This window comes from Amycolatopsis dendrobii (assembly GCF_014145675.1).
In the GTDB taxonomy this organism is placed as follows: Bacteria; Actinomycetota; Actinomycetes; order Mycobacteriales; family Pseudonocardiaceae; genus Amycolatopsis; species Amycolatopsis dendrobii.
On record NZ_JACGZW010000018.1, the window covers coordinates 146,618 to 160,081 of the forward strand.

At 70.0% G+C, this 13,464-nt stretch carries 11 protein-coding genes; 4 read left to right on the forward strand and 7 right to left on the reverse strand.

Features of this window, described 5'->3' with window-relative positions:
• Nucleotides 1–7: 7 nt before the first annotated feature.
• Nucleotides 8–898, reverse strand: coding sequence for a MerR family transcriptional regulator (locus H4281_RS39675; RefSeq protein WP_182895982.1), 891 nt, complete (start codon nucleotides 896–898; stop codon nucleotides 8–10).
• 44 nt (nucleotides 899–942) lie between these two features.
• Here H4281_RS39675 and H4281_RS39680 point away from each other — a divergent pair, with 44 nt between their 5' ends.
• The 3 genes from H4281_RS39680 to H4281_RS39690 all read left to right on the forward strand — a co-directional run bounded on the left by H4281_RS39680 (nucleotide 943) and on the right by H4281_RS39690 (nucleotide 2,891).
• On the forward strand, nucleotides 943–1,686 hold the full coding sequence (locus H4281_RS39680) for a maleylpyruvate isomerase family mycothiol-dependent enzyme (RefSeq protein ID WP_182895983.1): 744 nt from the start codon (nucleotides 943–945) through the stop codon (nucleotides 1,684–1,686).
• A gap of 114 nt (nucleotides 1,687–1,800) precedes the next feature.
• On the forward strand, nucleotides 1,801–2,256 hold the full coding sequence (locus H4281_RS39685; protein ID WP_182895984.1) for a helix-turn-helix transcriptional regulator: 456 nt from the start codon (nucleotides 1,801–1,803) through the stop codon (nucleotides 2,254–2,256).
• 191 nt (nucleotides 2,257–2,447) lie between these two features.
• Complete coding sequence (locus H4281_RS39690) at nucleotides 2,448–2,891, forward strand: VOC family protein (protein ID WP_182895985.1); 444 nt, start codon at nucleotides 2,448–2,450, stop codon at nucleotides 2,889–2,891.
• Between the two features lie 490 nt (nucleotides 2,892–3,381).
• Here H4281_RS39690 and H4281_RS39695 read toward each other — a convergent pair whose 3' ends face one another.
• From H4281_RS39695 to H4281_RS39720, 6 genes are all read right to left on the reverse strand, one after another.
• Complete coding sequence (locus H4281_RS39695; protein ID WP_182896016.1) at nucleotides 3,382–4,854, reverse strand: flavin-containing monooxygenase; 1,473 nt, start codon at nucleotides 4,852–4,854, stop codon at nucleotides 3,382–3,384.
• Between the two features lie 108 nt (nucleotides 4,855–4,962).
• On the reverse strand, nucleotides 4,963–7,281 hold the full coding sequence (locus H4281_RS39700) for a polysaccharide lyase 8 family protein (protein WP_182895986.1): 2,319 nt from the start codon (nucleotides 7,279–7,281) through the stop codon (nucleotides 4,963–4,965).
• Nucleotides 7,282–7,359: 78 nt separating this feature from the next.
• Nucleotides 7,360–8,814, reverse strand: a complete 1,455-nt coding sequence (locus H4281_RS39705; RefSeq protein WP_182895987.1) for an aldehyde dehydrogenase (NADP(+)) — start codon at nucleotides 8,812–8,814, stop codon at nucleotides 7,360–7,362.
• A gap of 349 nt (nucleotides 8,815–9,163) precedes the next feature.
• On the reverse strand, nucleotides 9,164–10,306 hold the full coding sequence (locus H4281_RS39710) for a cupin domain-containing protein (RefSeq protein WP_182895988.1): 1,143 nt from the start codon (nucleotides 10,304–10,306) through the stop codon (nucleotides 9,164–9,166).
• Nucleotides 10,307–10,310: 4 nt separating this feature from the next.
• A complete protein-coding gene (locus tag H4281_RS39715; RefSeq protein ID WP_182895989.1) occupies nucleotides 10,311–11,567 on the reverse strand; it encodes a glucarate dehydratase family protein in 1,257 nt (418 codons plus the stop codon).
• The gene (locus H4281_RS39720) at nucleotides 11,567–12,499 is read right to left on the reverse strand and encodes a 5-dehydro-4-deoxyglucarate dehydratase (RefSeq protein WP_182895990.1); all 933 of its coding nucleotides are present in this window, start codon (nucleotides 12,497–12,499) and stop codon (nucleotides 11,567–11,569) included. Before H4281_RS39720 ends, H4281_RS39715 begins: the two co-directional genes overlap by 1 nt.
• A 129-nt stretch (nucleotides 12,500–12,628) precedes the next feature.
• Here H4281_RS39720 and H4281_RS39725 point away from each other — a divergent pair, with 129 nt between their 5' ends.
• The gene (locus H4281_RS39725; protein ID WP_067589020.1) at nucleotides 12,629–13,426 is read left to right on the forward strand and encodes an IclR family transcriptional regulator; all 798 of its coding nucleotides are present in this window, start codon (nucleotides 12,629–12,631) and stop codon (nucleotides 13,424–13,426) included.
• The last annotated feature ends 38 nt before the right edge of the window (nucleotides 13,427–13,464 follow it).

The window sequence follows — 13,464 nt, forward strand, 5'->3', positions numbered from 1 at the left end:
AGAAATCTCAGCCAGCCGAGCGGTCCAGTGCGTCCAGCAGCCAGCTGTGCGCGACGCCCATCGGCGCGGCTTCTCCGGTGATCTCGCCCGCGAGACGCCAATAGCGGCGCACCTGCGGATGCCGGTCGCCAGCGGTGCGCCGTCGCAGTGTGCAGCGGAATTCCGGGGTGTCGCCAGTGCCGGACGCGGCGGCGTGGACCGCCGCGAACCGGTCGAGTGCGGGTCCTGCCTCCGGCTCGGAGCCGGCCGCTACCTGCGGGGACGCCAGCTCGCAGGCCTCCGCGAGGCCTTCGTGGAGAGCGCCCAGGTGCGTGACCAGCGGGCTGGCCCGCAACCGGGCAGCGAACTCGCGGTCGGCGGCGAGCAGTACTAACTCGGCATAGGCGACGACCTGCGCTGGGGTCGGCAGTTCCGGCGGCCGCGGCGCGCTTGCGGCGAGGAACATGTCTGCCGTGTCCGGCCGGACGGTGCCGGTGGCCATGGGGTGCCAGAAGCGGACCAGTGCCGCATGCGCGGCGAAGCCGTCCGCCGCGGCGGACAGCAGCTCGAGGCGGGCGGCGCGGTCGGCGGGCGGCGCCTCCTCGACGGCGCGGAGGGCCGAGCGTCGCCAAGCCAGCGTCGTCAGCTCGCGGTCCAGCGTTGCGCGTTCGGCGGACACGGCGTCGGCGAGGGAACGCTCTCCGGCGAGGACGTCCGTGATCGGCTTCAGGCTCAGCCCGAGTCCGCGCAATCGCCGCACCAGGTTCAGGCGGGGTACGTCCGCCGGGACGAATCGGCGGTGTCCGCCGGCGCTGCGCACTGGCGTCAGCAGTCCCTCGTCGCAGTAGAAGCGGATCGTTCGGACGGGCACTCCGGTGCGCCGCGCCAGGTCGCCGATTCCGAGTGTGTCGCCGGTCACTTCCGATGGAACCTCCAGCCGGGTGGAGTTCCTACGGTACGGCCATGGATCTCGATACCGCACGATTTGCCCAGGGATTGCACGAGCACACCGCCGGGTTCGCGAAGGCGGTGGCCGGCGCGGATCCGGAAGCTCCGGTGCCCACCTGTCCGGAGTGGCCGCTGCGGGTGCTGGCCGGCCACGTCGGCCAGGCCCATCGCTGGGCGGCGGACCTCATCCGTTCCGGTCCGGCTCCGGTCCCCGATCCGTTCGAGGCGGACCCGGGCGCGCCCGGCGAATGGTCCGCCTGGCTGCAAGCGGGTGCCGCGGACCTCGCCGCCGCGGTGCTCGCCGCCGCCGACCGTCCAGTGTGGACCTACTTCGGCCCGCGACCGGCGACGTTCTGGCTGCGCCGCATGGCCCACGACACGACGGTGCACCACGCGGACGCGGCCTTGGCCGCCGGGGCCGCGTTCGAGGTGGCGCCGGACCTCGCGGCCGACGCGATCAGCGAGTGGCTGGAAATGCTGTCCCATCCGGTCATGGCGACGCTGAGACCGGGCTTCTCGGCACTGCGCGGCACCGGCCAGACGCTCCAGCTTCGCCCTGCCGACGGGGTGGGCTGGCTGATCACCCGCACCCCCGGCGGCGTGCGATGGACGCGCGCCACGGACACCGCGGACGTGACGCTGACCGGCCCCGTCGAAGACCTCCTTCTGGTGCTCACCCGACGACTGTCAGCCGACCGGGTCACTATCACTGGCGACCACGGCCTGGCCGAACACTGGGTGGCACACTCGGCGGCGTAAGCGCGTCGACGCTCCGAAAGCCCGGGGCGCCACCTGGCTTAAAGGAAGAGAGAGGGCAGCGCGAGCCCCCGCCATCCCTAAGCCATTCCACGGCGGGTGTGTCACCATCGGGAAATGGGAACCACCCCCGGCTCGGCGCCCGAGGCGCAGCTTTCGCAGTTGCGGCAGCTGCGCCTGGCCAAGGACGCCATGGACCGGGACTGGGCCGAACCTCTCGACCTGGACGCGGTCGCGGCGCACGCCGGGTATTCGCGCTGCCACTTCGTGCGCCTGTTCCGGGCCGGGTACGGGCAAACTCCCGGGCAGTACCTGAGCCGCCGCCGGATCGAGCGGGCCGAGGATCTGCTGCGGACCGCCGATTTGTCGGTCACGGAGATCTGCTCGCTGGTCGGGTTCAGCAGCCTCGGGTCCTTTTCGGCGAGCTTCAAGAAGCACACCGGACTGACCCCGAGCGAATACCGGGAGCGCCACGTCAAGCAGAACTCGGCCCTCGTTCCCGGGTGTTACGCGCTGCTGTGGCACGGCGGGTTCAAGGGGCTGGGGCCCGCGGCCAAGCCGGATCCTGAGTGAAGACCGGTCTCGGCGTGCCGGGACCGGTCTTCACGAAGCCGTTGCCGGCCAAGGGGAAAAGCCGCTTCCGCGGCCGTCCTGGCCGCGCCGCCGAGGACCGCAATTTTCGAGAAGCCCCGGGAACCCGGCGGTCGCTACGGTTGATCGCAGAGAGCGGGCGAACGACGTCCGCCGGATACAAGGAGTCACCTGTGATCAAGGGTCTGTCCATCGCCAACGTCTGGGTCCTCGACCACGACCGGGCCAAGGAGTTCTACACCGGAAAGCTGGGCCTGGAAGTCCGCACGGACATGACGATGGGCGACGGCGGGATGCGCTGGCTGACTGTCGGGGCCAAGGACCAGCCGGATCTCGAGATCACGCTGATGGTCCCGGACGCGCCCGCGCTCGATCCGGAATCCGCTGAGGCGCTGAAGAAGCTCGTCGCCAAGGGAGTGCTGGGAGCGGGGGTCTTCGGGACAGACGACATTCACGCCGATTACCAGACGTTGAAGGCACGCGGGGTGGAGTTCGTCCAGGAACCGCAAGAGCGGCCTTACGGCACCGAGGCCATCTTCCGCGACGATTCCGGGAACTGGTTCTCCTTCACCCAGCGGAGGGAGAACCTCGATCTGGGCAAAGACTGGAGTTGCTGACCGACCAGTGCCGCGGCCGGGGCGCAAGAGCGTCGGCAGGACCGGGCGACGGTTCGCTGCCGGTCGTCCGGGCTCTGCTCGGGATGGAAGGAGCTAGGCAGGAACACGCCGATGGAGCCCGCGTGGAGAGGTTCCTCGAGGCGACGACGGCCCGGGTCGGCAGTCCGCTCGCCGCGGTGGCGCGACGACACGACGGCCCGCGGACGTCAGCGGTGGCGTCTCCTCCGCGAAGTCCCCAGGAGTCGGCACGACGTCTCCCCTGCCGAGCCGCCAGGAGCCAGCCGCGGCATAGCCCCAAGAGTCCGCGGCGGCATCTCTCCTGCGACGGCCCCACGAGACCGACCTCGCAAGGAGCAACGGATCTGGGCTGAACCGCGGTGGTCCCGCCAGGTCAGCGGAAACCACCGCGCCGGGCCGGAACGATCTCGACCCGACCGCACACAGCCGACCCCGCCAAGCGATCACGAGAACCCGAGCACCACACCCGAGATTAGGAGGTCAAGCGCTGCGACTCCGCCCGTTCGAACCGCAGCACCCCGTCGTCCACGCGGCTCAGGCGCAGATCCGCCGCGTCCAGCAGGTAGTTCTGCCGCATCAGCCACGGTCGCCGGTCGCCTTGGCGCGGCAGCACTGAGGCGGCGCGCGTGAGGTAGCCCGACGTCAGGTCCATGACCGGCCGCCGCCGGGCGGACGGGATCGCGGGCGGGCGAGCCACACAGATGTCGAAACCGTTGCGCGACAGGTGGTTCAGCAACCGGCACACGTACCGGGAGACGAGGTCTGAGCGCAGCGTCCAGGAGGCGTTCACGTAGCCGATGCACCACGCGAGGTTCGGCACCCCGCCGAGCATCATTCCCTTGTACACCAGCTGTTCCGCCGGTTCGATCGGCTTGCCGTCCACGCTCAGCTCGATTCCGCCGAACGCGATCACCCGCAGGCCGGTCGCGGTGACGACCACGTCCGCGGGCAGCTGTGCGCCGGATTCCAGCGTGATGCCGTCGGGCGTGAAGCGGTCGATCCGGTCGGTGACGATGTCCGCTCGGCCGCTGCGGAGGGCGCGGAAGAAATCCGCGCCAGGGGTCAGGCAGAGTCGCTGGTCCCAGGGCCGGTACCGGGGAGAGAAATGAGGGTCGACGGGGATCGAGGCAGGCAGTTGCTTCGCGGCTGCTTCGCGCAGGAAAGCCGCCGCGCGTTGGGGTTGTCGGCGCGAGAACTGGTACAGCAACGTCGTCACGAGGACGTTCTTCGCCCGCACTGCGTGGTAAGCCAGCCGCGAAGGCAGGAATCGGCGGAGGCGGCGGGCGAGCGAGTCCGTCCACGGGCGGGCCAGGACGTAGCTCGGCGAGCGTTGCAGCATCGTCACCGACTTCGCCGTGGAAGCCAGTTCCGGCACCAAGGTCACCGCGGTGGCGCCGCTGCCGATCACTACGACTCGTTTGCCCGTGAAGTCCGACTCTTCCGGCCAGAACTGGGGGTGCACGATCTCGCCGCGGAACGAGGCGCGGCCGGGGAAGTCGACGACGTGGCCGTTCTCGTAGCTGTAGTAGCCGCTGCACAGGTACAGGAAGGAGCAGGTGTGGGTGACCGCCTCGCCGTCGTGTGAGGCTTCTACTGTCCAGCGGGCCGAGGAGGACGACCAGGACGCGCGGACAACCCGATGCCCGAAACGGATGTGCCGGGAGATCTCGTGTTCGGCGGCGGTGTCGCGGATGTACTCGAGGATCTCGGCGCCGGACGCGATCGCCTGTTCCTTGCGCCACGGCCGGAAGGGGTAGCCGAGGGTGAACATGTCCGAGTCGGAGCGCACGCCCGGGTACCGGAAGAGGTCCCAGGTTCCGCCGATCGTGTCGCGCGCTTCCAGGACGGCGTAGGTCCGGTCCGGGGACTGCTGCTGCAGCCGGCAGGCCGCGCCGATGCCGGACAGCCCGGCTCCGACGACCAGGACGTCGAAATGCGCCACGATTCCTCCCCGAGAGAAGCGACTCCAGCCCACCTTACGGCCCGGGCCGCGAGCAAGTGGGGCCCCGCCGGGCCGGGCCGGGAACCACCGGCCCGGCGGGGAAAACCGGGTTCACCGCAGGGAAACCACTGTGGTGGCGCCGAAGGTGTCCTTGAGCGGAACTTCCACCGTGCGCCGCCGTACCGTCACGCGGACGCTGTCCTGCAGCTGCGTCGGGTCGGAAACAGCGAGACTGTCCCGGCCGAGCGCCACCGAAGCGGGTCCTGAGACTGATACTTCGTCTACGGTACCCGCACTGTAGAAGTTTGCGAGCAGTGTGTTATCCCACAGCCGCAAAGCCTGGACAGCGCGCGTATTGGCCCGCACGCGCCACGCGAGCACCGACGCGACCGTCCCCGCCACCGACGCGCCGGGCAGGACCGCGTACGCGTACTTCGCGTCCACCGGCTTCGCGCCGTGCTCGATCACCAGCTTCTGGTACCGCCGCGTGTTCGGGGTCGTTGTGCCCTTCGTGTTGGCACCGGTGTCGACGTCGCGCCACCCGCCGGTCCGGTCTTCGCGCAACGCGGTGACCTCGGCGTTGTCGAGCAGGACGTACCCGCCGACGTGGTCGAGGTGCAGCCAGCGCGGCCGGTGCAGCGTGCTCGAATCGCCGACCACGCGCGCGTCGGCCAGCAACGTGCCGCGGCCGTTTTCGCCGAGGTTGCGGTTTTCGATCGTCGTCCGGACCGCCTGCCCGGACGTGTCGGTGATCCCCGCGCCGAGGCAGACGATGCCCGCCGGCGTGAAGAACCACGACTTCTTCGCAGTCAGCGAACCGTCTTCGGAGACGAAATCCATCGCGTACGCGCCGTGCCGGGCGTCCCAGCGCACGCCGCCGACGTGCGCTTTCGTCGTCAACGGCGTCGCCGCCAGCGGACCCGGCGGGCCAGCCTTCGCGGTGGTGCCCGGCAGGAGCGCCGGATCGACGGTCGGCCAATAGGCGTCCGAGTAGTGTCCTTTCGCGTTGGGAAGGAACAAATACAGCACGCCGTCGCCGACGTGCCAGCCGTGCAGGTTCATCCCGTTGATCGACTCGTAGCGCGAGATCCGCGTGGAGCCGACGCCGAGAGACGCGGACCAGCCCTCGGTCACGTGCACCATCCGGTCCTGCTGCCCGAAGATCCGGTGCGTCGCGACGATCGGCGCGGGCCGCACGCGTCCGGCGAGCATCTCCTGGGCGAACTCGATGCCTGGCGTCGCGACGAGGTCCGGGCCGGGCGCGAACCGTTCGGGATCGGGGATCTCCAGGAACGGCGCGTACGTGCCCTCCTTGATCCATTTGGCCGCGAGCCCGGACAGCTCGGTCTTCACGGTCCCGGTCGCCGATCGAGCGAGAACCAGAGTCGCGACGGTCAGCTGGTGCCCGATGTCGTGCCCGGTTTCGCCCTGCCGCGACAGCATCCGCCCGCGCACCGGCTCCATCAGCGCACCCGCGTAGACGAACGGCGCGAACGTGTCGCCTACCAGTGCGTACACCTTCTGCGTCAGCTCGTCCGGCAGCGCGTACTCGGTGCCTTCGGTGACGTGGATCGTCCCGGCGAGCGCGGTCAGCAGGACGATGCCGTAGTGGCCGGGGTAGGGGATGGTGTCGTGCTGGATGAACGAGCCGTCGGCGTGGAAACCGTCGCCCGCGGCGCGGTCCAGCTTCGCCAGGACGCTGGCCGCTCCCCCGCCGGCGACGTCGGTGATCGCGTCGATGCCGGTGCGGATCCACGCGGTGTCGCCGGTCAGTGCGCCGGAAACGATCGAGATCAGCGCCTTGTCCGCCCGGTTCGCGCCGGTTTCGACGACCTTCGGGTTGTTCGCGCGCAGATTCGGGTTGCCGACGAACCGCTTGATCGGGCTGACATACCGCGCCAGTTCGTCGGCGGTCAGCTGGTCGGCGACCGTGACGAGGGTGTGCAGCAGGTAGTACGGCACGCCGATCTCGTAGGTGTACCAGTTGCCGATCTCGCCGACCCGCGGGTTGTACTGGCTGGCGTAGATCAGCTCCAGCGCCTTCTTGATCCCGTCGAGCACCTTCGGATCGCCGGAAAGCGTGCTGCCCGGCGTTCCCCAGTCGACGGCGATCGCGCGCAGCCGGGCATACATCGACGTCGTGTAGTCGCTGCCGGGACCGAGCGGCAGGTCAGTCCACAGTGGACCGTTGCCGGACACCGACATGCCGTCGTAGTAGGACTTCGCGACCCGGCCGAGGTTCTTCAGCGCGGCCGTGCGTTCCGGCGACGGGCGGTTGATGCCGGTCTGCAGCTCGCGGTAGCCAGCCACGATCTTCTTCAGCGGATCAGCAGCAGGTGCGGCGAAGGCCGGGCGCGCCGTGGCGACGAGCGCGGCCGACGCGGCGGCGATGGCACCGCCACGCAGTGCGGTTCTGCGGTTCACGGGCATGACGGTGCCTCCCAGTGGGGTTGGTTGTGCGTGGCAATCCCGGTCAGAACCGCGATTGCCGCGCACGAGGGGCTCTGCTCAGCGCGTTCCGTCGACACGGCGCGGCAACTGCCACGGGTTCGCTTCCTGAAGGGCTTCCGGCAGCAGCGCGTCCGGGAAGCTCTGCCAGGCCACCGGACGCAGGAAGCGTTCGATCGCGGCTGTGCCGACCGACGTCGTGGTCGGAGCGGTCGTCGCCGGGTACGGGCCGCCGTGCTGCTGGGCCCAGCTGACCGTGACGCCGGTCGGCCAGTCGTTCCACAGCAGCCGTCCGGCCAACCTGGCGAGCGAGGGCAGCAGCGGACGCACGAAGTCGGCGTCGCTGTCCTCGCCCTGGACTGTCGCGGTCAAGCCGGGTTCGAGGCTGTCCAGCACCTCGGTCAGTTCTGCCTGGTCGGAGTAGGTGACGATCAGCGACGCCGGTCCGAAGTGCTCCTCGCGGACCGCCTCTCCCCCGGCCAGGAATTCCTTCGCGGTGGTGGCCAGCAGCGACGGGGTGAACGCATCGCCGTCCTGTGCGCCTTCCACTACCGACTCGACGCCCGACACCGCGCGCAGGTCCGCGAGCTTCTGCGCGAACCCGGCGGCAATGCGGTCGTTCAGCATTTCCTGCTGAGCCACCGCGCTGACGGCCTCGCGCAGGGTGTCGTCCAACCCGTGGCCCTCGGGCAGGAAGAGCAGGCCCGGCTTGGTGCAGAACTGGCCCGCGCCGAGGCTGAACGACCCGGCGTAGCCCTTCGCCACCGCTTCGCCGCGCGCGGCCACCGCGCCCGGCGTGACCACGACTGGGTTGACGCTGCCCAGTTCGCCGTAGAACGGAATCGGTGTCGGCCGTGAGACCGCGATGTCGAACAGCGCGCGCCCGCCCGGCACCGAACCGGTGAACGCGGCGGCGGAAATCCGCGGGTCCTTGAGCGCCGCCACACCCTGTTCCACGCCGTGGATCACCGCGAACGCACCCTCCGGCGCACCCGCGGCGGTCAATGCCTGCGCGACGATCTCGCCGGTCCGCGTCGAGAGCTCTTCGTGGCCCGGATGCGCTTTGAGCACCACCGGGCACCCCGCGGCCAGCGCCGAAGCGGTGTCGCCGCCCGCGACGCTGAACGCGAACGGGAAGTTGCTCGCGGCGAACACGAGCACCGGCCCGATCGGCACGAGCACCCGGCGCAGGTCCGGCCGGGCGCCCATCGGCCAGGCCGGGTCGGCGTGGTCGACGGTCGCGCCCAGGAATTCGCCGTCCCGCAGCACCTCGCCGAACAGCCGCAGCTGGAACGTGGTGCGCGCGAGTTCGCCCTTCAACCGCGGGGCGGCCGGAAGGCGGGTTTCCTGGTGCGCCAACGGAATCAGCTCATCAGCGGCGGCGTCGAGCGCATCCGCGGCTGCGGCCAGCCACTGGGCCCGGTCGGCCGGGGTGCTCTCAGCGAACGGCCGGGCGGCTGCGGCAGCGGCGGCCAGCACGCTTTCCAGTTCCGGGGCGGAAGTTTCGCGGCTCAATGGATCTCCTCGTCAAACAGGTTCAGGACGCCGAGCGCGCTGCGGCGCGGCACTCGGCTCGGTCAGCCGGGATGTTTTCGACCGACCGCGGGGCGGCTGCCAGCACGCTTTCCCATTCCGGGGCGGGGGTTTCGCGGCTCGGAGCAGCTCCGTGCCGCACGAACTTCACGGCACCGAGCACCCGGCGACGGCCCGCCCCGGCCAACGGCCCAGCGGCCGCCCGCGCCCTTCCCCGCTCCAGAGCGGACATCTCGCGACTCGACACAGCTCCTCGCCGCACAGGTTCACGACACCCGGCGAGCACGCGTCCCCGCTCCGCGGCAAAAACTTCGCGACTCAAAGCAGCTCCTCACGACACCGAGTGCGCAGCAGCGGTAGCGGCGTGCAGATCCGGCCAACGCGCAGGCCCGGCAAGGCCCAAGTGGTACAGATGCAGTTCCGTAGCGCCAGCCTTCGCCAGCTCGCCCACATAAGCCCCGATATCCGGCACCGCGCTCGCCCCGACCGCCGTGATGTAGCTGCCGATCGCGACCCGGTCGGGCAGCGCGTGCCGTGCGGCCGCGACGGCGTCAACGCTCGCCTGGCCCGGGGCCCAGTTCTGCAGCACGACCGTCTCGGCGTCGTCGGCGGCTGTCGGGGTCAAGCCGGGCAGCGCGCCGGTCACCCACGGGTCGAGTGCGCCGTGCAGCACGATCCGCGTACCCGGCTCCAGCACGGCCAAGACCGCAGCCCGCAGCGCGTCGGTCGACCGCTGCCGACCAGACAGCAGTTTTTCCTTCAGCTCGCCCGGAAGTCTGTCCTCGCCCACCGACAAATCCGCCGTAGCGATCAGCCGCTGCACCTCGGCGCGCAGGGTTTCCCGGACCTCCGACGGGTCGAGGCCGGTCCAGCCTTCCGCACAGGCGTCGCAGCAGCAGATCGACAACAGCCGAGCGGCAGCGGGAGCCCACACACCGTCGGTCTTCTCGTGCTGGTGCTGGTGCACGCCGCCGAGCGGGCCGCACGCTTCCAGCAGCACTGACGAAAGCTTCAGTCCTGCAACGGATTCCGCGGTGAGCGTCGCTGCGTACTCGCGTACTGCGGGCTGCGCGGGGCACAACGCCCACGGGTACGACTCGCCGAAGCAGTTGCGCACCGCGTACTGCGGGAATTCGGTGCCCAGCTGCGAATTATGCGTGAGCACGATCCACGCGGCAGCCGGTATTCCGGCGTCGTTGAGCCGGCGGACCGCATCGCCGCCGCTGTCTTCCCCGGAGACCCAATCCGGCGTGGCGGGCACGAGGTCCGACCAGGCTTCCGCGCGCACCGGGCGGTAGAGAGCGGCAGTGCGCGCGACCACCGAGGTCCGCTCGGTCGACCACGGGGTCGCGGCGCGGGCGCTGTGGTAGGCCAAGGCCACGGCGACCTCGTCCACCCCGAGATCCTGCGCCCGCTCGGCGAACGCGGTGTCGCCGAGCACGTCCCACGGATACGCGTATCCGGTCACCTTCACCGGTTCACCACCTCGCCGTGTTCGGTTCGAAGCCGGGCGTGTACTTGCGCATGTATGTCACATCGTCCCGTTTGGTCAGTCCACATCGGACATAGTCCTCGTGCGCCCTGGCGAGCGCGTCCTGGTCCAGCGTGATCCCGAGCCCGGGCCGGTCCGGAACCGCCACTGCCCCGTCGACGAAATCCAGCACGCCCGATTCGATCACGTCGGCAGTCTTCCATGGCCAGTGCGTGTCGCAGGCGTACGTCAGGTGCGGGGTGGCAGCCGCGACGTGGACCATCGCGGCGAGGCTGATTCCGAGGTGGCTGTTGGAGTGCATGGACAGCCCGACGCCGAAGCTCTCGCAGGCTACCGACAGCGCCTGAGTGTCGCGCATTCCACCCCAGAAGTGGTGGTCGGACAAGAGAACACCGATCGCGCGCGCCCGGAAGGCGGGTTCCAGGTCGCCGAAGTTCACCACGCACATGTTGGTGGCCAACGGCATGCTCGCCTCGCGTGCGACGCGCGCCATGCCCTCGATGCCCGGCGTCGGGTCTTCGAGGTACTCCAGCACGCCGTCGAGTTCAGCGGCCACGCGGATGCTCGTCTCGGGCGTCCACGCCGCGTTCGGGTCGATGCGCAAGGGATGCCCGGGGAACGCCGAAGCGAGCGCGCGGATGCCCTCGATCTCTTGCTCCGGAGCGAAAACCCCGCCCTTGAGCTTGATCGAACGGAACCCGTAGTCGTCGACCATGCGCTGCGCCGAGCCGACCAGCGCTTCCGGGGTGAGGATCTCGCCCCAGCTGTCCTCGTCCGCGTCGAGGTGCGCGCCGTACTTGTAGAACAAGTACGCGGAGAAGTCGACGGCGTCGCGAGCCTTGCCGCCGAGCAGGTCGGCGACCGGACGGCCGAGAAACTGGCCTTGCGCGTCCAGGCAGGCGACCTCGAACAGCGAGTACACGCTGGCGATCGTCTTGCGGATGGAGAATCCGCCGATCAGGCCGTGCTCGTCGGTCAGCACCGTTCCGGCGAGCGTGCGCGCGATGATCCGCTTCAGGCCCGGCAGGTCGAAAATGCCGTGTCCGGCCAGTTCCGGCAGCACCTTGCGCACCTCGCCAAGGAACGCCGCGTCGCCGTAAGACTCGCCGAGGCCGACCACGCCGTCGTCGCACACCACCTGCACCACGCTGCGCAACGCGAACGGCTCGTGCACGCCCATCACGTTGAGCAGCGGTGCGTCCGCGAAGGCGACCGGGGTCAGCACCACGTCCCGGATCTTCATCAGAGGCCTTTCAGCACGGCGAAACCGTTTTCGACGACCTTGCCCAGCCGGTCGATCTGCTCGGGCGTCGGCTCGATCAGCGGCGGCCGGACAGTGCCGACCTTGTCGCCGCGCAGCCGGGCGGCGGCCTTGACCAGCGACACCGCGAAGCCGGGCGTCTCGTCGCGCAACGCCACCAGCGGCAGGTAGAACCCGGCGAGCAGCGCGTCCATCGTCGCGTTGTCGTCCTCCGCGAGCGCGCGGTGGAAGCGGTGCGCGATCTCCGGCGCGAAGCAGTGCACCGCCGAGGAGTAGCGCGCGACGCCAGCCGCCGCATACGCCTTCGCGGACACTTCCGCGGTCGGCAAACCGTTGAAGAACAAGAAGTCCGCGGAACGCCGCGTGCCGAGCGCGCGGATCGTGGTGACGATCCGGGTCATCGCTTCGACGTCGCCGTAGCCGTCCTTGATCCCGACCACCGACGGGATGTCCAGCAGCTTCACCGCGGCCGGCGCGGTGAAGACGCCAGTGCTGCGGTGGTAGACGATCACCGGCACGGAGGTGTCGCCGATCGCGTAGCGCACGTAGTCGACCAGCCCGTCCTGCGGCCCGGTGACCAGGTACGGCGGAAGCAGCAGCACCCCGTCGGCGTTGCCCGCCTGCGCCGCCGCGACACCCGCGCGCGCACCCGCGGCACCGCCGCCCGCGCCGACCCACACCGGGACTCGCCCGCCGGCGACCTCGCGCGCCTTGGCCAGCAGCGCCGCGACCTCGTCGACCGACAGCGAGCTGAACTCCCCGGTGCCGCACGCGACGAACAGCGCGCCCGCACCGGCGGCGATGTGGCTCTCCACGTTCTCCGCGAACCCGTCGAGGTTGAGCTCGAGGTCTTCGGTGAACGGGGTCAGCGGGAACGCCAGCAAGCCGTCCAGCTCGATCTCGGTCTGTGCCATCAGTTTCTGCTCCAATGTTCACATTCTTGAATGGAGTCTGTTATCGTGACTATGTTCACCCACAAGAACGCTGTTCGGGACGCTAATATGGCCGGACTCACAAGTCAACGGCCCGGTTGGAGGACGCGCATGGCGCAGAAGACGGACCCCGCCACCGCTCCCGCGGAGTCCGCGGGCGTGAAGTCGGCGCGGCGCGCCATCGACCTGATCGAGACGTTCGCCGCGAACGACGTGTGGCTGTCGCTGTCGGATCTCCATGCGCGCACCGGATTCCCCCGCTCCAGTCTGCACGGTTTGCTGCGCACCCTGCTGGACGCGGGCTGGCTGGAGGCGGACGCGAACTCCGCGCGCTACCGGCTCGGCGTGCGCGCGCTGATCTGCGGCACCGCCTACCTCGACCGCGACGCGATCGTCCCCTACGCCACCGAAGCTTTGGAGCGCATCCGCGAGAAGACCGGCTTCACCGCGCATTTCGCCCGCCGCAACGGCACCGAGGTCGTCTACCTGGAGACGCGCGAGTCGCAGCACTCCACGCACCTCATCTCGCGCGTCGGCCGCACCCTGCCCACGCACGCGACCGCGCTGGGCAAGGCCTTGCTCGCCGAACTGACCCACGAAGAGGTCGAGGCGCTCATGCCCGAGGAGCTGGTCGCGCTCACCCCGAACACCATCACCACGCTCGACGCGCTGCACGCCGACCTCGCGCGCACCCGGGAACGCGGGTACGCCGCCGAGATCGAAGAGGGCACCCTCGGCGTTCGCTGCGTCGCCGCGGTGATCCCGTACCGCATCCCCGGCACCGACGCGATGAGCTGCTCGATGCCGCTGGGCAAGGTCACCGACGCCGACGTCGAACGCGTCGGCGAGCTGCTGGCCGAAACCACCGCCGAGCTCGGCCAGCAGCTGCGCCGCGCCGGAATCCGCTGACCGCCGCCACCCGTGTCCCTCGTGAGCGTCGGCGCCGG